This is a genomic window from Methanobacterium sp. CWC-01, assembly GCF_030323845.1.
GTDB classification, from domain to species: Archaea; Methanobacteriota; Methanobacteria; order Methanobacteriales; family Methanobacteriaceae; genus Methanobacterium; species Methanobacterium aridiramus.
The window spans coordinates 293,569-312,162 of record NZ_CP040735.1 but is presented as its reverse complement, the minus strand read 5'-3'; the positions used below and the strand labels follow the sequence as shown (position 1 = coordinate 312,162).

Sequence of the window (18,594 nt, the reverse complement as noted above, 5' to 3'; positions counted from 1 at the left end):
ATTTTTTAGAGGAATCTTATTATGAAAGTACTGAAAGGTCAGGTTTGGACGTTTAGAGATCACATTGACACCGATGTGATAATCCCTGGGCGTTATCTACGGATTCTAGATCTGGATGAAATGTCATCCCATGTTTTGGAGGGTGAAGACCCTCATTTTGCCAGCCAGGTAAAAAAAGGCGACATCATAGTGGCTGGTTTAAATTTTGGTTGCGGATCATCCCGGGAACAGGCACCAGTTGCTTTGAAGCATTTAGGGGTGGCAGCTGTGGTGGCTCCTTCCTTCGCCCGTATATTCTACCGTAATGCCATTAATGTCGGTTTACCCGTAATTATGGCTGAGGTGGAAGCTGAAAAAGGGGATAAAATCGCCATAGATCTGGAAGCAGGGATCATAGAAAATATAAATACCGGGAAAAAATTTGAGATACAGGCCTTCCAGAATTTCATGCTGGAAATACTTGAAGATGGCGGGCTGGTTAACCATTTCCTTAAAAAGAGAGGGAATGATTAAAGGGAATGATTAAAAATATTAGGTTATAGGATCAACAATAACAACAAGTTTGTTAATAATACATATTACAAATTATTTAAGTCGTGTATATTCTATTTTTAGGAGAGTAATGATGAAATGTCCTGTATGTGGCTCCCAAGAGCACCAAATACTTAAATCAAAGGGTAAACTAACCCAGGAACTGCTTTTAAAGTGTGAAGAATGTGGAACTGTGTTCAGAGAAACCAAGGAAGCACCCCGCCCCTTAGAGATAAGGATCATTATCAGCAAATTCGAAGAATCTTTAAAAAAATGGGCAACTTTTTATCCTGACGAAATACTACGGGTGGATGATGTCCTGGAGGTGGGAGATGAGAGAGTCCGCGTCACTTCCCTGGAGAATAAAAGAAGCGCCCGGGTAATGGAAAGTATCGTCGAAGATCTGATTACCATCTGGGCAGCATCGGTAGACATACCTGCCCGGGTGGGTGTTTCCGTGGACCTTCATGGAAGGGTTTTATCACGTAAGGTGGAAGTGGACCGGGACTTCACCTTCACGGTAGGGGATGTGGTGAAAATGGGCAGAACCATCTTCCGAATAAAAACCATAAAAACTTTAGAAAGACGTATGAGGCGTGGATTTGCCTATGCCGATGTTACAAAGCGTGTATATGGAATACCAGTATCTGAAAGACGTTATGATTATGATTTAACCATGAATGTGGTAACATGACCAACCCCCGACAGGAGATGGTGGAAAATCTGTCAAACAGCGGATATCTGAACTCTCCGAAGGTGAAAGAGGCCCTGCTGAAGGTGCCCCGAGAAGAATTTGTCCCTGAAGATAAACGTTCCTATGCTTACATGGACACTCCACTACCCATAGGGGAGGGTCAGACTATATCTGCACCTCATATGGTGGCCATTTTATGTGAAGAATTAGATCTGGAAGAGGGTATGAAGATCCTTGAGATAGGAACCGGATATGGTTATAACGCCGCGGTGGTGGCGGAAATAATCGGCGAGGAAGGTATTGTTTACACTATGGAACGGATCGAATCCCTGGCTGAGAAGGCCCGGGATAATCTGAAACGCACCGGATATGATAAAAGGGTGACGGTGGTACTGGCTGATGGGACCCAGGGCTACCCAGAAAAAGCACCCTTTGATCGTATTTACGCCACTGCCAGTGCCCCCCGGCTACCTGAACCATTAAAAACGCAGTTAATTATCGGTGGAAAACTTCTCAGTCCCGTTGGTTCGGATCATTACTTCCAGGAACTTGTCTCCGTAATTCGGATTACTGAAGATGAGTTTGAGACCAAGAAACTCGGTGGAGTGGCCTTTGTACCCATGATCGGTAAGCATGGATGGCCTGAACAGTAAAATTCATATCCATTTTTAGTTCTTTTTCATTATTAGAAGAATGATTATCTATGAAATTCTATTTAGAAACCTATGGTTGCACCTTTAACCAGGGAGACTCCCAGATCATAGCCGCCACACTGGAAAAGGATGGGCACGAATTAACTCAATCAGCAGCTCATTCGGATATAATTATTCTTAACTCCTGTTATGTGAAGTTACCCACCCAACAGAAGATGATAAACCGTATACAATACTTAAATTCTTCTTATCCCCAAAGCAAGCTTTTGATAGCGGGATGTATGGTTGACATTGATCCACAAGTCCTGAAGCGCATAGCACCCCCCGCAAGCTGGATCGGGGCCCGTCAGCTAAGTTCCATCCAGGAAGTGGTGGAGGGGATGTTGAAGGGCGAAACTATCCGAAAAACTGGACACAGTCACGATATTAAGGCCGGTCTTCCTAAAAAACGTTTCAACCCCCTGATTCATATTCTACAGATTGCTGAGGGCTGTCAGGGATCCTGCACTTACTGCTGCACCCGCTTTGCCCGGGGAAAATTGCAGAGTTATCCTGACGATGTATTGTTGGATGAAGTAGAGAAGGCAGTCAGAGGGGGTTGTGTGGAGATACAGTTAACTGCCCAGGACACAGCTGCCTATGGCGAGGACACAGGAAATAGTTTATCATCACTTCTTAAAGATATTACACAAGTAGAGGGAGATTTCAGAATAAGGGTGGGAATGATGCATCCTAAGAGCATTGGAGGAGACCAGGAATCTTTAATTAAATCATTTCAAAACGAGAAGGTTTATAAATTTCTTCACTTACCCCTCCAAAGTGGTAATGACCAGGTTCTAACCTACATGAAAAGGGGGCATTCGATTGATAAATTTAAAGAAACTGTGCGTAGATTCCGGGAGGCAATTCCTAGGCTTTCTCTGGCTACTGATATTATTGTTGGTTATCCCACCGAGGATGATAAAGCCTTCCAGGATACCATAAAGGTAATAAGCGAAGTGGGACCGGACTTTCTGCACATTTCAAAGTATCATCACCGACCTGGTGCGACTTCTTCTCATCTAAAGGAGATATCTCATCCGGTTATGAGTGTTCGGGCCCGGCAGTTGAATGAACTCAAAACCAGATTAGCCTATCAAAACAACCAGAAATTGATCCATACTGTGCAGAACATTTTAATAACAGATAAAGGTTCTCGGGGTGGTTGGATTGGTCGTAATGATTCATACAAAACGATCATCGTCCCTGAAGCTTCTCTGGGAGAATTCTTAAACGTGAAGATTACTGGAGCAAAAAGTACCTACCTTTATGGAGAAGTAATCTGATTAAAAATGAGATTTTTTTTAGATTAAAAGTTTCTTAAGATTAAAGTTTCTATGAAAGAATCCAAAACAATCAAACATAGAATTAATTGGATGCAAAATATTTAAAAACCAGTAAAAGTGCCGTGGGCCGGACTTGAACCAGCGACATCCAGATCTTCAGTCTGGCGTTCTCCCAACTGAACTACCACGGCCTATGGGCCCGACGAGATTCGAACTCGTGATCACCTCCGTGTCAGGGAGGTATCATACCCCTAGACCACGGGCCCGCATTCAGAGATTATTATTCTATTCCTATATAAACCTTTTCTTATCTTTTTTAAAAATTCCTGGGCTCTTTTTAAGATTTTTGGTGGTAAAGTTTATTCCATTTCAGATACATATTATTATTTCACTAACAAAAAAAATTCACTAAAAAAACCCACAAAGGGGGGATGTTATGGATATTCAGGATCCAATAAAAACAACGGTCGAAGAAATACGTAAGGTCTTAAATATAGAGAATGTCATTGGTGAGGTAATAGAAACCGAGGACAAGGTCATGATACCCATCACTAAGTTTGGAATGGCATTCGGAGCGGGTATGGGTGAAGGAAAAGGGCCCACTGGTCAAGGTGGCGGGGCTGGTGCTGGTGCTGGCGGCGGTGCTGGAATTGAACCCGTAGCCATGGTAGTGGTATTTAAAGGAGTTTCCGGACCTGATGGTGTGAAAGTCCTATCCTTAAAATCAGCTGATCCACTGGTACGTGCCATAGGTGAAGTGGGTAGTACCGTTAAGGACCTCATGAAAGAAGGCCGAAAAGGTAAAGGATCGGCTAAACCAAAAGAAGAAAAGGAAGAAACCACAGAATAGAGCGGATAGAATTTGACAACTGTCCTATTGGCCATTTTTCTGGTCATAGTACTCATCATTCTATCTTTTCTTTTAATTCCATTCCAACTTTCCTTGTGGTTTTCTAAAAAGGAAAAATCTCTAAAGGGAGATCTGAGGATAAGTTGGCTGGGTTTAGCGTTTTTCAAAAGAAAAATACCTTTCCCGAGAGAATCCCGTGAAGTTAAGAAAGAAAAGAAGGAAGATGAAAAAAAACAGGAATGGGGCTTGGAACGAATAAAGAATATTCTAAGTCTTCTGTGGGAATCCTGGCCTTATATGGAACGAATTTTAGTTTCAATTTTAGGCTCCATAAAAATCCAGGAAATAACTATGGACTTCCAGCTGGGACTGGAAAGTCCGGCCGACACTGCCATCATCACCGGTTATATATGGGCATTCACCGAATCCACTAGATATTTATTTCCCATTCCCCTAGATATTTCTGTTCAACCTGATTTTGAAAATAAAATTTTAGACGGATTTTTAAATCTGAAACTTACAATTAGACTGTACGGTGTAACCAAAGAAGTTATACGGGCCATCACCAAGAAACCAGTCAGATCGCTTATATCTGAGTTAAGAGGCTGATCATGGTATCGGAAAATCTTAAATCTTTTCAAGAAGAAGTTGAAAAGAATATTATGGTTTTTAAACCAGTAAAGGTGGGAGAAAAGGAGATTTATCCCCTGGTTGAAGTTGTTGAAATAAACTTAACCAATTTTCATGCCCAGTACCTAGAGCCCATTGCACTCGTGGTAGTGGACGATGATGATAAATATCTTGTTCCTTTAGATGAGAAAGAGCCTTCTCCTGAGTTATTGGACTTGGTTTCCAGATAATTTTCACCATTTGGTATAGTTTCGTCCAAATAGTTTTAGTCAAAAATAGTTTTTTTAACAAACCTGAAACTTGCAAAAAATAAAAGTTTCAGATAAAATAAAAAGAAACCAACTGCGAAAACATCGAGGGGTATTCAAATGGCCATGAAGGAAGCCAAACGTTTTATAATTGAAGAGATCTTGGAAGGTAAAGTTAAAACTCGAAAAGACCTCCAAAGTTTAAAACTGGAAGTTTGCAGAGATTTCCAACTTGACAAATTTCCCAGCAACTCCTCCATCCTCAAAGAGGCCACCAGAGATGAGTTGAAGAAGATTTCTCCTTTTTTAAGGAAAAAACCTACCCGTACCATCTCCGGGGTGGCGGTGGTGGCGGTGATGTGTCCCCCTCACCAGTGTCCCCATGGACGATGTTTTTACTGCCCTGAAAGTGACTTGGCCCCGCCCAGTTATACTGGTGAAGAACCAGCGGCCTTGAGAGCCCGGATGTTTGGTTTTCATCCCTATCGTCAAGTTTATAATCGTCTCCTGCAGTTGGGTAGTATTGGTCACCCACTTGATAAGGTAGAATTGATAATTATGGGCGGAACTTTTCCTTCCCAACCATTATGTTTCCAGGAATGGTTTGTTACCCGTTGTATCCAGGCTATGAACGACTTTAGTTCTGATATACGTCAAAAGGTTTCCAGGGATCATCAGAAACTTGAGGTCCCGGTGGATTTCACTTACCTGGGGGATATTCAGGCCGATAATGAAAGATCCAGGGTGCGCTGTGTAGGTCTGACTTTCGAAACCCGGCCAGATTTTTCTAAAAGCGAAGATGTGGATCGTATGCTCCAGATGGGTGTTACTCGGGTGGAGCTGGGAGTACAGACCATTTACAATTTCGTATACCATCGCATGGAAAGAGGGCACCGGGTGCAGGATGTGGTGGAGGCTAATCAGATCCTGAGGGATTCTGGGGTAAAGGTGGCCATGCATTTCATGCCCGGCCTATTATCCAATCCAGAAATGGACCTGCGTATCTTCCGGCGGGTGTTCCATGATGAGAGGTACGTGCCTGATATGCTGAAGATATATCCCTGCCTGGTTACCAGAGGGTCCCGGTTGCACCAGATGTGGAAGGAAGGCAGATACCAGCCCTATAGCACCGAAGAAGCCGTGGATCTCATCGTAGAAATCAAGAAGATGCTACCTAAGTGGGTGCGGACCATGCGCATCCAGAGGGATATCCCCGCCCAACTCATAGAAGCTGGAGTTAAAAAGTCCAACCTGGGGGAGTTGGTTTATCGCCGGTTGGAAGAGGAAGGAATCCAGTGTCAGTGTATCAGGTGCCGGGAGGTGGGGCATCAGGCTTCGAGGGGAATATACCCCGAAATGGACCGGGTGAAAGTGATGAGGAAGGAATATGATGCTGTAGGGGGTAGGGAAATATTCTTATCGGCAGAAGACCCGGAAAATGACGTTCTAATGGGATTCCTACGTCTGCGCATGCCATCTAACGCTGTTCATCGCCCGGAGATTGATGTCTACACTTCTCTGGTGAGGGAACTGCATGTCTACGGTCCCATGATCCCCCTTGGTGAGAGAGAAGATGATGCCGGGCAGCACCGGGGATATGGTGAGGAACTCTTAAAAGAAGCAGAAAAGATAGCCCGGGAAGAATATGAAGTGAAGAAAATGGTAATTAACAGCGGTATAGGGGTACGCGAATACTATCGGAAGTTTGGATACCGTAAAGAAGGCCCTTACATGTCTAAATCGTTTGATTAAATTATTTGGAGGGATTATTATATGATAGATGCCCAGGAATTAGCTCAGAAAATTGATCATACCAATGTCGGTCGAGATGCCACACGGAAGGATATAGAAAAGCTCTGTGGTGAAGCAGAGGAGTATGGATTTAAGAACGTATGTGTAACTCCCACTCAAACAGCCCGGGCAAGTATTTTATTAAAGAATAGTCCGGTGGGCGTTTGTACTGTGATTGGCTTTCCATTTGGAGTTCAGACACCGTACTCCAAGGCCTTCGAAGTAAAAGATGCCCTTGAAAATGGCGCTGATGAGCTGGATATGGTTATAAACGTAGGTGCACTGCATTCTGGGGACGATAATCTGGTTTATCGTGATATACGGGGGGTGGTGATGGCCGCTGGTGGAAAAACCGTTAAAGTGATCCTGGAGACAGGATTGTTAAGTGCCCAGGAAAAGACCCGGGCCTGTCACATAGCTGAAAAGGCAGGTGCACATTTTGTGAAAACCTCCACCGGTATCGGAACCACTGGAGCCACCGTTGAAGATGTGAAACTTATGCGGCAAAATATAAAACCAGAAATGGAAATTAAGGCAGCAGGAGGTATTCGGGACCTGAAAACTGCCTTAGCCATGATTGAAGCCGGGGCCAGCCGGATAGGTACATCAAGTGGTGTACAGATTATGGGAGGACTGTCTTAAGAGGACTGTCTTAAGAGTTTTAGGATGATCCTATGGAACTAGAAATAGAAGTAGTGGGTAAAGGAGTGGCTAAGGCCATTCTGGATGATCGCAACCCCGAAACAGCAGCCAAGATATATGACCTCCTCCCCTTGGAGGGTGAGGCTCTGGAATGGCAGGAGGAAGTGTATTTTACCATCCCCTTAGTAACAGATTATGAGAACGCATCTTCTACATCAGAAACAGGTGATCTCTCCTACTGGCCGCCAGGATATGCATTTTGCATATTTTATGGTGCCTCACAGCCTGCCTCGGAGGTCAATCATATTGGCCGGATCACCGAGAATCTGGATCTATTTCGAGAAGTTTCTGAGGGTGAAACCATTCTTTTAAGAAAGGTATGAGTTTAACATTTACATTTAACCCCTAACAAATCTCTTTTTTGACCATAACCATTGGATTACTGTTTAGCTTTGCCATGGTGATTATTTATCGGTTATTGCTGACCTTGCTGGTTATACACGTATCGTTGATCTCTGGACTGAAAATTAAAAAGTAATTCGTGAAATAGGGAAATAGAAATCAAAACTCCTGAAACTCTCTATAGAGAGTGTCACGCTCGGCAGGGATCCTGCCTAAGTCTTTCACTACCCTACGAAGCTCGGAGGGAGGCGTATAAACTCCATGCTGAGCCCCCGCAGATCTGGAAATGTTCTCCTCGCCTAGAGTTCCGCCTAAATCGTTAGCCCCTGCGGTGAGGCAGACCTGGGCGAATTTAAATCCTAATTTTACCCAGGATACTTGTATGTTGGGTAATAGATCTCCAAACATCAGCCTGGACACGGCATACACTTTTAAGTCTTCGGTGCCAGTGGTTCCTGGGCGGGATAGACCCTCTTGGTAGATGGGGGCGTTTTGGTGCATGAAGGTCAGGGGCACAAATTCGGTGAAGCCTCCCGTTCTTTCCTGGATCTGACGGAGTATTTCCATATGCTCCACCCGCTGCTGAACGGTTTCTACATGTCCATACATCATGGTACAGGTAGTGGGAATGTCATGGTGATGGGCTTTTTCAATTACTTCCACCCATTCTGTGGTGGAGAGTTTACCAGGGCAGATTATCTTACGCACCTGGTCATTTAATATTTCCGCGGCAGTACCTGGCATAGAACCCAGTCCTGCTTTTTTTAACATTTTAAGAGTTTCATCCAGGGATAATTCTGCTTGCTTGGCCCCGTAGTAGATCTCCATGGGTGAAAAGGCGTGTATGTGTAATTCTGGAATTTCTTCCTTTACCGATAGGAGCAGATCTTCATAGAAATAGGCATCTACAGTAGGATGCAGACCTCCCTGAATACAGACCTCCAACGCCCCATCATCCCAAGCTTTTCTGGCCCTCTGGACTATTTCTTCAATGGCAAGGAAGTAGGATCCTTTTTCTCCCTGATTTTTGCGGAAGGCACAGAAGCCGCAGGCCCCGGTACAGATGTTGGTGAAGTTTATATTCCAGTTCTGGATGTATGTAACCCTATCTCCGACTATATCTTTTCGAAATCCATCGGCGGCGAGTATAAGGGCATGAAAATTATCTCCGGTAGTTTCCATCAATTGAAGAGACTCTTCAGTTGAAATACGGTCATGCAACGCTTTTTCGAGTATACCCTCTATCTGGGGGTCAATCTCCAGACTCTTATACATGACAATTCCTATAGCGTGCAATAACCTTATAACTTTTGGTAAGAAGATGAACTCATCTGCCCACTGAGTAGGGGGTATACACTTGCCCAGAAGACCATTAAAACCGATATATTTAAATATAATAGTGCCCTAGCTAAATTAGGAGGTGAAAATATGGCTGAATTACCAATTGCTCCAGTTGGAAGGATCATAAAAAATGCTGGTGCACAACGGATTAGTGACGACGCAAAAGAGGCTTTAGCTGAAGCTCTCGAACAAAAAGGAGAAGAGCTGGCCAAACAAGCCGTTGAACTTGCAAAGCACGCCGGAAGGAAAACCGTCAAAGCCGACGATATTGAGATGGCCGTTAAGTCCGCTTAATTGTCTTCTCTTTTGTATTTTTGGGGATTTAATCCCTACTTTATATTTTTTTTCTCTTTTTTTTTAAAGCTTAACAATTTAGATTGAAATTAGCATCTTATTCTATTTTTTATGGTCAACCAAAAATTCAAATAGGGGATCGTATTTTAAATAAATCTGTCAAAATTTTAAGGAAGGGAAAATATGAGCACCATGGACAATTTAAAAGAAGCATTTGCAGGTGAATCACAGGCAAACCACAAATACATGGCATTTGCCAGAAAAGCCGATGAAGAAGGTTACACTCAGATAGCAAAATTATTCCGGGCTGCCGCTGAAGCCGAAAGGGTGCATGCTCACAATCATTTCACCATTATGGGAGGAATCAATTCCACAGAGGAGAACATGAAGGTGGCTATATCTGGTGAAATTGATGAATTTGAGGGCATGTATCCGGATTTCATTGAAGAAGCTAAAAAAGAAGGCAACAAGAAGGCAGTTTGGACTTTTGACGTTGCAAACCAGGTGGAACAGATTCACGCAGTACTGTACAAGAAAGCACTGGAATCCATCGGTAAAAACGAAGAAGTGGATTACTACGTGTGTGGCTGTTGTGGTAACACCGTAGAAAATGAGGCTCCTGACATCTGTCCAGTGTGTGAATGTCCCAAAGTTGAGTTTTTCAAGGTAGAATAATTTTTTTCTATTTTGAAGGAAAATCTTTTCATTTTAGAACTGATTTTTCATTCTTCATTTTTAATTTTAGATTTTAATGGATTCAATAGAATTTTGGTTACTGTGTTTTTTTTTAAATGAATCTTCTTTAAAATAAATCTGGGATATTAAAAATTATATACAAATGGACACAAATAATATATATGAGGTGTCATCATGAAGGTTACTGAACTTTTAGGAAAAAAAGTCCTGGATAAAAATGCAATGGGTGTTGGTAAAGTTTCCGATATGGATATTGACGCTGTGGAAGGGACTGTTGGCTCTATTACTATATCCTCCAGTGATTTTAGTATTAGTCGGGATGATTTTGAGATCACTAACCATGATATAGACCAGGTGGGGGACTACTTGCTCTTGAAAATTGATAAAGCAGAATTGGATTTGAGGGTAGAATCAGCTCAAAATCAGGAAAAAAGGAAGATAAAACTTTAAAATGGTTAAATTGGTATAAGTTAAAGGGGTTTTATATATGCCTACCGATTTCAAGGGTAAAAACATAGTTAAGGGTACTCATGTACGTTACACTGGCACGGGAACCGCTGGTGAAGTCCTTGATGTCCGTGAAGACCAGAAAGCCAAGTGGGCCCAGATGGACAGCACCAAATTATGGTACAACATCAGGTTCCTGGAAGTTATGGATCCAGAAGAGTACCAGAAGGTGAAACGGCGGGAGTCTTTACTGGAAAAAGTTTCTGCTGATGAAACAATTGAACAAGATGAAATTACCCGTAAAACTGTGGAAAAACTTAAAAAGAAATTCGGTGAAGACGTCGACATGAGCAATGAGCTCTGTGACGGTGGAGGATAGATAAATCAGAGATCATATTTTTTTGGTTCGTCATCATGGATTCTTCATCATGGATATACACCACCTGGGCAGGATGATTTAAATAACTCGTTAAATAACTTGTTGAATTAATTAATTTTTTTTAGATAGATTGAAAATATTTTATTTTGTTCACACACAATTGTTTATTGGGTTTTTACCTGATTTTGAGTTTTTTTTGGATTTATAGGGTTATATCAGGTTAAATTTTTAAGAAGAAGATATTATAATAGTTGGGCCAATTTGCAAAAGGTAAAAGATCGGGGTTATAATCCGATTGTGGACTGTGAAATATTTACGCTTTCTAACATATTCTACATTCAGGATTAGATAACTTCCAACCAGAAAATAAAAAAAGGACTGCAGAGTACTGATAAATTTGCTCGCAGATTGATGGAAGAAAAAACAAGGTGGAGAAGAATACCATTAATATCTGACTTTATCTATCTACTTAGCATAGTGTCCTGGAAGTTAGCCACATGGAAACCACACCAGAGATACCTCAAGTTCAAGGCTCGTGATGAGAAGTGCAATCAGTGTGGAATCTGCGCCGATATCTGCCCTGCCCACTATAATAATGGACAGTTATCCCGTAACTGGTAATCAATGTAATTATTGTCTGCGCTGTGCCTCATTCTGTCCAAGAGGAGCCATACCTTGTTTTGTTAATTATGGAGGAAAGATTTACCGGGCAGTGAAGGCCAAGATATGTTTGAAGAAAAATAGCTTATCAAAGATAAAGGCTTTTTAGCGTCAAATCTGCCTAATAATCATTCATAGTTCCTTAAATAGCTAATAAAGCATCTCAGTAAAGATTATATACTAATCCTGATATAAAAATAAGTAGGTGATCAAATGGATAAAGAACGTTTTCTTTTACCGGCTATTATCATAGTGGTATTGCTGGTCATAGTGGTTGTGGCAGTATCACTCACCGGAAATAACACCTTCCAAACAGGGAATGTAGCTTTTGAATATCCTAATTCCTGGTACCAGGAACAGTCCATAGGAAGCTTCAATGACCAGTCATTGTACTCTGCTGCAACGTTTACTAGAGATTTTCAGTCTAATAACCAAACAATAAAGGCCTACATAGTATTCCAGATGCAAATCACAGTTCAGGGAGTGCTACAACTCCCCAGCACAGGAAGTATAGTAACCAACTCCACCAACTCCACCGTAGCCACCACCAACATAGGTGAAATCAAGGCAACTCAACTGGGCAATCTTGGTCCGGAAACGGCCCAGAAAATAACCATAATACAAAAAGACAACTTCTATTACACGATACAATACATATGTCCCTCAAGTGCCCTTAATGAAACTACCGAAGCATATAACATGATATTAAACAGTCTACAATTGGCCTAAATATTTTAGAAGATTCTAAATCCAATAATGGGGTTGGAAATGAATCCAACCATTTTTTTTTCTTTTAAAGGTGTATTGGTTTCAGGATATTTTTATTGATGAGGGTCTGTTCCATTACTGCTACCTCCCTTAATGTTCTATCAATCAATGCCTTTTCTGAAGTTAATTTAAAGTAGGCATTTACATTTAAGAGTCTATTTGTGGCTGAAATGTCTATTAGGAAATCTTCAGGGTGAATTAATGATTCTTTTTCCACCTCAAGAGATTTGGATGAATCAAAAATTTCCAGGGCCACAGCTTTTCCTTGGGGGTTAAGATCCACCGTCATGTTCTTTAATTTAATTGATTCTTGGTAATCGTAATCATGAAAGCTGAAAATAAAAGTTATATCTCTTTTCGGATCATAATCCCAGTTCAATATTCTTTTATACATAACTAACCTCCCCACTACCATGTCAATATTAATACTATATAATTAATTATTATTATTTAATAGTTTATGTTAAATCTTATCCACTTTCTATGAAAATTTTAGGGTGGACTCAATTCGTCAATATAGAAAGAAAAAAATTTATTTTCATTGAACGTTATAATAACATAGGGGGTTTGATTAAGCGAAAAATCTTATTTCTAATTCTGTTAAGTTTTTCAACAATAGTTTCCACAATTAATCCGGTAAGTGCTTCATCTAATGGTGCATACGGGGTTGAAGTAACGAACGATTACATACATATAGATTCAGCGTATTGTAGTTGTAGTTTATCTGATGGATATTATCGGCACTATAACATGACATTTATCAATAGATGCCCCTACTGTGGGGGTAAACTTTACTATGAACGTGCAGGATACTGGGTTGAAGGAATAATAGTATGCAGTCGTTGTGACATGGACTTCTGCTGTGTCCACGGGAAGGAACACGGACGTAAAGGATATTATTTAACTCCATGCGATTTTCAAGCACAAATAAATTCCAAAGTAGAAGTTGCGGCCTCGGAACCTACTAAAATTATCAGTACCAAAGTTCTGGGAAAGGTGCAGAAAATTAGTATCAAAAATGACCATGCCCAAGCATTAGGTTTCCAATAAGGTCTTCGAATTGGAGTTTCTATAGGAGAAAATAGGTTTTCTAATTCATGGGAATGTCAGAAATTATAAGAAATTAGTAAATCCTTGAAGATAATCCTTAACCTATTTTCTTAGTTTTTTACGCTAAACCACTACATATTGGATGCCATGAGATTTTTTTTAATGAGATTTGACATAGTATATACACAATCCAGTAGGTGGAGTGAATCATGAGTGATCCCGTTTTAATATCCGATAATTTAACAAAATTCTACAAAAAAACGTTGGGAGTAGCTGAACTTAACCTGAAAGTCAATAAAGGCGAAGTTTTCGGTTATCTGGGACCAAATGGGGCTGGAAAGACCACTACCATCCGTCTTATACTGGATTTTATACATCCCACCTCCGGGTCAGTGCAAATATTTGGCTGGGATGTCCACACCCATAGCCAGGAAATACGCCAACGGTTAGGATATTTGCCAGGAGAACTGGAATTATATGGAAATCTAACTGGATCTGAGTTTTTAACCTACATGGCCAACCTCCGCGGAGGCGTGGAGTGGAGTTATGTTGAAAATCTGGCGCATCGGTTAAAATCAGATCTGTCGCGACCCATAAAGACTCTATCACACGGTAACAAGCAAAAAATAGGGCTGATCCAGGCATTCATGCACCGTCCAGAACTTTTAATTCTAGATGAGCCTACTCTTGGCTTGGATCCAATTATCCAGCAGGAATTTTATAATCTAGTATCTGAAGTTAAGTCCCAGGGGCGCACGGTATTTTTGTCATCACATATTCTGCCAGAAGTGGAACATATCTGTGACCGGGTAGCCATAATCAGGGAGGGTAGGCTGGTAGACATTGAAAAGATATCGGAAATTAAAACCAAACGTTTACATCACTTTGAAATTCATTTTGGAGAGAAAGTAGAAGAAGAAACCTTCAAACAGGTTGAAGGCATAGTCGAAACCCAAATGGATGATAATATCCTGTATTGCAAGGTTAAAGGCACTCCAGATAATCTAATAAAGACTATGGCTCTTTATAAAGTTAATAACATATTCTGCCATGAGCCAAGCTTGGAAGAAGTATTTTTCGCTTATTACCACACCGGGGGAAAACCATGATGCTTCGAAACATATTTTTAAAATCACTGTGGGACAAGCGATACTCCCTGGTATGGTGGGGGTCGGGGGTGATTCTTTTTGTACTCATGGTGATGCTGTTTTATCCCAGTGTGAACACCACTGATTATGACCTAATACTCCAGAGCATAGATCCTAACCTTTTAAAGATATTCGTGGGAAATATAACCAGTTTCAACTCTCCTGAAGGATATCTGAACTCCCAACTGTTTTTCATGATCATGCCCTTTATCTTTCTGGCCTTCAGCGTACTGTTAGGAAGTGAAATCCTGGCCCGGGAAGAAAAAAAGGGGACATTGGAACTACTCTTATCAGCTCCCATTTCACGATGGAGGGTGGTTTTAGAAAAATTCGCTGCCCTAACTGTGGCCAATATCATCCTGGGAATGGTGCTATTTTTAAGCCTGTTGGCCAGTGCCTGGTGGGTGGATATGAATATAGATACTATTCGTCTCTGGGATGTTTCTATTGCTCTGATATTATTTGGACTGTTTTTTGGTGGGTTGTCCCTGGCTTTAACCTGTATACAGGGTAACCGGGAGCTCAGCATGGGACTAGCTGGAGGTCTGGGAGTGGTTTCCTACTTTTTAAATGCCCTAGCCCCGGTGGTATCAGAACTGGAACCCTACCAGGAACTGTCGGTGTTCTATTATTATATAGGGAATGATCCCCTCCTTAATGGGCTGGACTGGTGGCAAGGGGCTGTGCTTTTAATATCAACACTACTTTTGGTTGCGGGTGGTGTGCTGGTTTTTCAAAAGCGCGATCTGGGGACTTGATCCTTCCGTTTGTAGGTTAATTGGCACAAATTATTCTACTGACTCATCCTGCACTGACACACAGAATCGGCACAGGGCACTGGGGTTTTTTAACTGCCGTTCCTTCACGGGACACAGGTATTTTCCCCCTTCAAACCTCATAGTAAAGCCACCAGGAAATTTGGTCCCCACCGGATGCACCGGTTCTTCCCGGATAAAGGTGGTGTAGAGGGATATAAGACGGGCAATCTTAAGAAAACAGAGTTCATATTCACTTTTTGCTTCGTTACGCTGCCTTTCAAGGACTTCCAAAAAACCCTGCAGCCGGTTGGTGTCCACCTTTCCTTCATACTCACATATATCGTTTTTAAGGTCACGAATTCTTCCAAAAAAGGCCTTGCTGAAGCGTTGAATGTAATCCTCACGGTAAACGGTAGGCATGTACTTAGCATCCTCTGTTAAAAAGGAGGTGGCCCGCATGATGTCCTGTATGGATACCTGGCTGGCTTCTTTTTTAATAAGTTCCAGTAGCTGCATCCTGGTCAGTTCACCGGATTGGGCCAGTTCTTCCACACTTTCCTTCATTGATTTATCCCCCACCATTTATAGCAAATTAATCCATAATTAAACTTCTTCATCCTGTTTTGCAATGCAGAAGGGACACACTGCCAGAGGATTATCCTCATTGTTCTTTTTAACCGGACAGATAAACTTGTCCTTATCCTTTTTAACCTGGAAACCACCAGGGAATGGTGTTCCCACCTGGTGGATGGGTTCTTCCTTGATGAAGGTAGTATATAGAGATATGATCTTGTATATCATGAAAAAGGCCGGTTCTGTGCCTTCCATGGTTTCCAACATTTTTTCCTGTGCTTCCAAAAGTTCAATGGCAGTTTTAAGTTCTTCCCTGTCCACCTGGCCAGAATAATAATTTTTATCTGTTTTAACCTCGTTGATCCGGATTAGGAAACCTTTAGTGTAGGCTTTGATATATTCCTCCCGGTAACTGGCCTGCACGTACTCCGCGTCACGGTGAAGATGAATACTGGAACGAATGATCTCATTAAGGCCCAGTTTGCGGGTGTCTTCCTGAAGCACTGTCAAAAGCTCGTTTTTAGTGGTCTCTTCTTTAAGGGTTAAATTTTTCAATTCACTTGGCATTTTAGATAAACTTCCATTTTTATCCAATAAATGTGTAATTAGTCACAGATAGGGACCCAGTCCTCCGCGGAAATGTTTAATAATATTATCTGCAGTTTTAGGTCCCACTCCCTCGATTCGTAGCAGTTCTTCCCGGGAAATGTAACTTAAATCCGTTCCAAAGGCATCTACCAGGGCCCTAGCCCTCCTACGGCCCAGTCCTCGTACTGAAACTGCCAGGGACAAAATATCCTCCCTGGCTCCGTAGTATAGACGTGCCGACAAAACGTCCAACTGATCCAGGCCCGTGTAGATACCCAGCACCTGGCAGATCTCCCGGTAAAACTTAACCAGCAACGAAGCTTCATAGGCGGTTCTTCGGGCTCCAGCAGCATAGACATGGAAAGCATTTTCCATTTCATATTCACTCCTTTCGTTCATCCACTCCATAAGCACTGCTGCGGTGGCCTCCTCATTACGCACGTCCACCACAAAAACACCGGCCCTGTTTAGCCTATCCCGCACTGGTTCTCTACTCTTACGTCCCTTGAAACTCACTATGGGCAGATCCGGAGTCCGGCATATTTCATACACCAGACGGGAAATATCCAGTTCCACCGTGGAACGGGCGAACTCCTTCAACCGCACTGCAGTCTGCACCGAGTAGTTGCTCCGGGCAATCAGCATGCCCAGATCAGTAGTGCGTAATCCATCCGGGGTGGCCTGTATTATTCCATTCTGTAACAGAAACTCCAGAGCACCTTTAAGCTCGTACTCCATGGTGTCAGCTGATAAAAGGGAAAGATATTCGCTGCAACTCATTTGATGGCCGTAGAAAGTTTCCTGGAAAAAATCTGTCAGTTCTGGAGGATTTTTAGCCAGACCAGAAGCCACCTGGGCGATGATCTGACGATAAACCGCATCTTTATTCTCCAAAAGCCGGGAGTTAGTGGTTTCCACCTCCCCATAGAGGTATCTTTCCTGGAGACCAAGTCCTTCATCCATATTCTTGGCTATTAAGTAGGAATAACCCTCAGTGTCATATCCGGGTCTTCCTGCCCTTCCCGACATCTGTTCATAGTCAAAGACAGGTATGGGCTGGGGTCCCTGCCGGGTCCAGCGGGTGTAATCCCGAATAACCACACTTCGACTGGGAAGGTTCACCCCATACATCAGGCTGGGAGTAGCGATTATCATGAGTAAATTACCGTTACGAAACTCATCCTCGATTATATCCTTTTGTCGGTCGAAAAGACCGGCATGGTGGAACACTACTCCATTTTCTGCGGACTCAGCCAACTTCATGCATACAGCAGTAGGTAAAGAACCCCGTCTCTTAGGCACGTCCAGGATCTTACTGGCCACCTTTTTAAATTCCTCCCTCTTATGGCCAGGGATGCTTCTTCGTATCTTTCCCGCGAGATAGCCGGCCAGAGACTCGGTGAAGCGCCTGGTTGATACGAAGACCAGGCTCTGGGATGATTCATCCAGAGATTCCTTAAGAATCCTCAGTATCACATCGTTTTTGTTTTTAAGATTGAATTCCTCAGTGGTGAGTACCTCCTTATGCAGGGGCACCGGCCGGTAATCATGCTCCACCACCCTGGCCTCCAGCCACCCGGAAAGTTCTTCCATATTCTGTAAAGTGGCTGATAAGGCAATGATTCGCATTCCCTTACTCAGGATCCGGCTACGGGTGATGGCACATTCAATGGTGGGTCCCCGGCTGTACTCCCCAATCATGTGGAATTCATCTACGATTAAGAGGTCCACCTCCCGGAGGGTGTTCCAGGAGAAGCGGGATAGAGCGTCAAATGACTCGAACACCATCACTGATAGGTCTGCACTGGAGGGATGTTTCCCCACGCTGATTCCGAATTCTTCAAACTTCTTAAATTCCTTAACCTTCTCATTCTGGATGGATAGGAGGGGAACAGTATATACCACTTTACCTCCATTTAGAATGGTCTTCAAGGCGGCTAAGACTCCCAGGAGAGTTTTTCCACTGGCGGTGGGGATGGCCAGAATGTAGTTATCTTCGCTATCCAAGAAACCGGCTTCCAATGCTGCCTGTTGGGCTGGATTTAAGTCCTCGATATAGGGATAGCATTTTTTGATGATATCCCTGATTTCAGGGTCTAAATGTTTCATACAAACCAAATCTTAGG

24 protein-coding genes and 2 tRNA genes are annotated in these 18,594 nt (G+C 42.5%); 19 read left to right on the top strand and 7 right to left on the bottom strand.

Going from position 1 to position 18,594, the window contains the following annotated elements; genetic code table 11:
- The first annotated feature begins 21 nt into the window (after positions 1-21).
- From hacB to FGU46_RS01595, 4 genes are all read left to right on the top strand, one after another.
- Complete coding sequence (gene hacB / locus FGU46_RS01610) at positions 22-513, top strand: homoaconitase small subunit (protein WP_286475856.1); 492 nt, start codon at positions 22-24, stop codon at positions 511-513.
- Between the two features lie 109 nt (positions 514-622).
- A complete protein-coding gene (locus FGU46_RS01605; protein WP_286475854.1) occupies positions 623-1,225 on the top strand; it encodes an HVO_0476 family zinc finger protein in 603 nt (200 codons plus the stop codon).
- Complete coding sequence (locus FGU46_RS01600) at positions 1,222-1,878, top strand: protein-L-isoaspartate O-methyltransferase (RefSeq protein WP_286475852.1); 657 nt, start codon at positions 1,222-1,224, stop codon at positions 1,876-1,878. The genes FGU46_RS01605 and FGU46_RS01600 overlap by 4 nt, the downstream gene beginning before the upstream one ends.
- Before the next feature lie 50 nt (positions 1,879-1,928).
- Positions 1,929-3,203, top strand: coding sequence for a tRNA (N(6)-L-threonylcarbamoyladenosine(37)-C(2))-methylthiotransferase (locus tag FGU46_RS01595; RefSeq protein ID WP_286475850.1), 1,275 nt, complete (start codon positions 1,929-1,931; stop codon positions 3,201-3,203).
- Between the two features lie 118 nt (positions 3,204-3,321).
- Here FGU46_RS01595 and FGU46_RS01590 read toward each other — a convergent pair.
- Both FGU46_RS01590 and FGU46_RS01585 read right to left on the bottom strand, forming a co-directional pair.
- Positions 3,322-3,394: transfer RNA gene (locus tag FGU46_RS01590), tRNA-Phe, on the bottom strand.
- A gap of 3 nt (positions 3,395-3,397) precedes the next feature.
- Positions 3,398-3,469: transfer RNA gene (locus FGU46_RS01585), tRNA-Val, on the bottom strand.
- Positions 3,470-3,639: 170 nt separating this feature from the next.
- On the opposite strand from FGU46_RS01585, the gene FGU46_RS01580 reads away from it, so the two are divergent.
- The 6 genes from FGU46_RS01580 (at position 3,640) to FGU46_RS01555 (ending at position 7,747) form a co-directional block, all read left to right on the top strand.
- Positions 3,640-4,053 (top strand): GerW family sporulation protein, encoded by a 414-nt coding sequence (locus FGU46_RS01580; RefSeq protein WP_286475848.1) that lies wholly within the window; start codon positions 3,640-3,642, stop codon positions 4,051-4,053.
- Positions 4,054-4,065: 12 nt separating this feature from the next.
- A complete protein-coding gene (locus tag FGU46_RS01575) occupies positions 4,066-4,662 on the top strand; it encodes a DUF2953 domain-containing protein (protein ID WP_286475846.1) in 597 nt (198 codons plus the stop codon).
- A gap of 2 nt (positions 4,663-4,664) precedes the next feature.
- Entirely contained in the window at positions 4,665-4,913 is a 249-nt protein-coding gene (locus FGU46_RS01570) for a hypothetical protein (RefSeq protein ID WP_286475844.1), read from the top strand.
- 144 nt (positions 4,914-5,057) lie between these two features.
- Positions 5,058-6,683, top strand: coding sequence for a tRNA uridine(34) 5-carboxymethylaminomethyl modification radical SAM/GNAT enzyme Elp3 (locus FGU46_RS01565; protein ID WP_286478477.1), 1,626 nt, complete (start codon positions 5,058-5,060; stop codon positions 6,681-6,683).
- Positions 6,684-6,704: 21 nt separating this feature from the next.
- Positions 6,705-7,364, top strand: coding sequence for a deoxyribose-phosphate aldolase (gene deoC / locus FGU46_RS01560; RefSeq protein ID WP_286475842.1), 660 nt, complete (start codon positions 6,705-6,707; stop codon positions 7,362-7,364).
- Between the two features lie 32 nt (positions 7,365-7,396).
- On the top strand, positions 7,397-7,747 hold the full coding sequence (locus tag FGU46_RS01555; protein WP_286475840.1) for a cyclophilin-like fold protein: 351 nt from the start codon (positions 7,397-7,399) through the stop codon (positions 7,745-7,747).
- A gap of 178 nt (positions 7,748-7,925) precedes the next feature.
- Here the strand turns inward: FGU46_RS01555 and cofH are convergent, their stop codons facing one another.
- Complete coding sequence (cofH, locus tag FGU46_RS01550; protein WP_286475838.1) at positions 7,926-9,041, bottom strand: 5-amino-6-(D-ribitylamino)uracil--L-tyrosine 4-hydroxyphenyl transferase CofH; 1,116 nt, start codon at positions 9,039-9,041, stop codon at positions 7,926-7,928.
- A 153-nt stretch (positions 9,042-9,194) separates the two neighbouring features.
- Here cofH and FGU46_RS01545 point away from each other — a divergent pair, with 153 nt between their 5' ends.
- From FGU46_RS01545 to FGU46_RS01520, 6 genes are all read left to right on the top strand, one after another.
- Positions 9,195-9,401, top strand: coding sequence for a histone family protein (locus FGU46_RS01545; RefSeq protein WP_286475836.1), 207 nt, complete (start codon positions 9,195-9,197; stop codon positions 9,399-9,401).
- A 183-nt stretch (positions 9,402-9,584) separates the two neighbouring features.
- Positions 9,585-10,076, top strand: a complete 492-nt coding sequence (locus FGU46_RS01540; protein ID WP_286475834.1) for a rubrerythrin family protein — start codon at positions 9,585-9,587, stop codon at positions 10,074-10,076.
- A 195-nt stretch (positions 10,077-10,271) separates the two neighbouring features.
- Positions 10,272-10,547, top strand: a complete 276-nt coding sequence (locus tag FGU46_RS01535) for a PRC-barrel domain-containing protein (RefSeq protein WP_286475832.1) — start codon at positions 10,272-10,274, stop codon at positions 10,545-10,547.
- A 37-nt stretch (positions 10,548-10,584) separates the two neighbouring features.
- The gene (locus FGU46_RS01530) at positions 10,585-10,923 is read left to right on the top strand and encodes a DUF2098 domain-containing protein (protein ID WP_286475830.1); all 339 of its coding nucleotides are present in this window, start codon (positions 10,585-10,587) and stop codon (positions 10,921-10,923) included.
- Between the two features lie 477 nt (positions 10,924-11,400).
- On the top strand, positions 11,401-11,544 hold the full coding sequence (locus FGU46_RS01525) for a 4Fe-4S binding protein (RefSeq protein ID WP_286475828.1): 144 nt from the start codon (positions 11,401-11,403) through the stop codon (positions 11,542-11,544).
- Positions 11,545-11,796: 252 nt separating this feature from the next.
- A complete protein-coding gene (locus FGU46_RS01520; protein ID WP_286475825.1) occupies positions 11,797-12,312 on the top strand; it encodes a hypothetical protein in 516 nt (171 codons plus the stop codon).
- Between the two features lie 64 nt (positions 12,313-12,376).
- Here FGU46_RS01520 and FGU46_RS01515 read toward each other — a convergent pair whose 3' ends face one another.
- On the bottom strand, positions 12,377-12,745 hold the full coding sequence (locus FGU46_RS01515) for a hypothetical protein (protein ID WP_286475823.1): 369 nt from the start codon (positions 12,743-12,745) through the stop codon (positions 12,377-12,379).
- A gap of 356 nt (positions 12,746-13,101) precedes the next feature.
- On the opposite strand from FGU46_RS01515, the gene FGU46_RS01510 reads away from it, so the two are divergent.
- The 3 genes from FGU46_RS01510 to FGU46_RS01500 all read left to right on the top strand — a co-directional run bounded on the left by FGU46_RS01510 (position 13,102) and on the right by FGU46_RS01500 (position 15,307).
- Complete coding sequence (locus FGU46_RS01510) at positions 13,102-13,401, top strand: hypothetical protein (protein ID WP_286475821.1); 300 nt, start codon at positions 13,102-13,104, stop codon at positions 13,399-13,401.
- Between the two features lie 209 nt (positions 13,402-13,610).
- Positions 13,611-14,510, top strand: a complete 900-nt coding sequence (locus FGU46_RS01505; protein ID WP_286475819.1) for an ABC transporter ATP-binding protein — start codon at positions 13,611-13,613, stop codon at positions 14,508-14,510.
- The gene (locus tag FGU46_RS01500; protein WP_286475817.1) at positions 14,507-15,307 is read left to right on the top strand and encodes an ABC transporter permease subunit; all 801 of its coding nucleotides are present in this window, start codon (positions 14,507-14,509) and stop codon (positions 15,305-15,307) included. Before FGU46_RS01505 ends, FGU46_RS01500 begins: the two co-directional genes overlap by 4 nt.
- 30 nt (positions 15,308-15,337) lie before the next feature.
- Here the strand turns inward: FGU46_RS01500 and FGU46_RS01495 are convergent, their stop codons facing one another.
- The 3 genes from FGU46_RS01495 to FGU46_RS01485 are packed head-to-tail and all read right to left on the bottom strand — an operon-like array spanning position 15,338 to position 18,586.
- Positions 15,338-15,871, bottom strand: coding sequence for a DUF2115 domain-containing protein (locus FGU46_RS01495; RefSeq protein ID WP_286475815.1), 534 nt, complete (start codon positions 15,869-15,871; stop codon positions 15,338-15,340).
- A 39-nt stretch (positions 15,872-15,910) separates the two neighbouring features.
- Entirely contained in the window at positions 15,911-16,447 is a 537-nt protein-coding gene (locus FGU46_RS01490) for a DUF2115 domain-containing protein (protein WP_286475813.1), read from the bottom strand.
- A 42-nt stretch (positions 16,448-16,489) separates the two neighbouring features.
- Positions 16,490-18,586, bottom strand: a complete 2,097-nt coding sequence (locus tag FGU46_RS01485) for a DEAD/DEAH box helicase (protein ID WP_286475811.1) — start codon at positions 18,584-18,586, stop codon at positions 16,490-16,492.
- Positions 18,587-18,594: the final 8 nt, after the last annotated feature.

Bases quoted from the DNA above. Each gene is read 5' to 3' on its own strand.
- cofH (WP_286475838.1), bottom strand. From the start codon at position 9,041: ATGTATAAGAGTCTGGAGATTGACCCCCAGATAGAGGGTATACTCGAA.
- FGU46_RS01565 (WP_286478477.1), top strand. From the start codon at position 5,058: ATGAAGGAAGCCAAACGTTTTATAATTGAAGAGATCTTGGAAGGTAAA.
- FGU46_RS01595 (WP_286475850.1), top strand. From the start codon at position 1,929: ATGAAATTCTATTTAGAAACCTATGGTTGCACCTTTAACCAGGGAGAC.
- deoC (WP_286475842.1), top strand. From the start codon at position 6,705: ATGATAGATGCCCAGGAATTAGCTCAGAAAATTGATCATACCAATGTC.
- FGU46_RS01515 (WP_286475823.1), bottom strand. From the start codon at position 12,745: ATGTATAAAAGAATATTGAACTGGGATTATGATCCGAAAAGAGATATA.
- FGU46_RS01600 (WP_286475852.1), top strand. From the start codon at position 1,222: ATGACCAACCCCCGACAGGAGATGGTGGAAAATCTGTCAAACAGCGGA.
- FGU46_RS01530 (WP_286475830.1), top strand. From the start codon at position 10,585: ATGCCTACCGATTTCAAGGGTAAAAACATAGTTAAGGGTACTCATGTA.
- FGU46_RS01605 (WP_286475854.1), top strand. From the start codon at position 623: ATGATGAAATGTCCTGTATGTGGCTCCCAAGAGCACCAAATACTTAAA.
- FGU46_RS01495 (WP_286475815.1), bottom strand. From the start codon at position 15,871: ATGAAGGAAAGTGTGGAAGAACTGGCCCAATCCGGTGAACTGACCAGG.
- hacB (WP_286475856.1), top strand. From the start codon at position 22: ATGAAAGTACTGAAAGGTCAGGTTTGGACGTTTAGAGATCACATTGAC.
- FGU46_RS01545 (WP_286475836.1), top strand. From the start codon at position 9,195: ATGGCTGAATTACCAATTGCTCCAGTTGGAAGGATCATAAAAAATGCT.
- FGU46_RS01535 (WP_286475832.1), top strand. From the start codon at position 10,272: ATGAAGGTTACTGAACTTTTAGGAAAAAAAGTCCTGGATAAAAATGCA.
- FGU46_RS01555 (WP_286475840.1), top strand. From the start codon at position 7,397: ATGGAACTAGAAATAGAAGTAGTGGGTAAAGGAGTGGCTAAGGCCATT.
- FGU46_RS01580 (WP_286475848.1), top strand. From the start codon at position 3,640: ATGGATATTCAGGATCCAATAAAAACAACGGTCGAAGAAATACGTAAG.
- FGU46_RS01570 (WP_286475844.1), top strand. From the start codon at position 4,665: ATGGTATCGGAAAATCTTAAATCTTTTCAAGAAGAAGTTGAAAAGAAT.
- FGU46_RS01510 (WP_286475821.1), top strand. From the start codon at position 13,102: ATGACATTTATCAATAGATGCCCCTACTGTGGGGGTAAACTTTACTAT.
- FGU46_RS01540 (WP_286475834.1), top strand. From the start codon at position 9,585: ATGAGCACCATGGACAATTTAAAAGAAGCATTTGCAGGTGAATCACAG.
- FGU46_RS01520 (WP_286475825.1), top strand. From the start codon at position 11,797: ATGGATAAAGAACGTTTTCTTTTACCGGCTATTATCATAGTGGTATTG.
- FGU46_RS01505 (WP_286475819.1), top strand. From the start codon at position 13,611: ATGAGTGATCCCGTTTTAATATCCGATAATTTAACAAAATTCTACAAA.
- FGU46_RS01490 (WP_286475813.1), bottom strand. From the start codon at position 16,447: ATGCCAAGTGAATTGAAAAATTTAACCCTTAAAGAAGAGACCACTAAA.
- FGU46_RS01500 (WP_286475817.1), top strand. From the start codon at position 14,507: ATGATGCTTCGAAACATATTTTTAAAATCACTGTGGGACAAGCGATAC.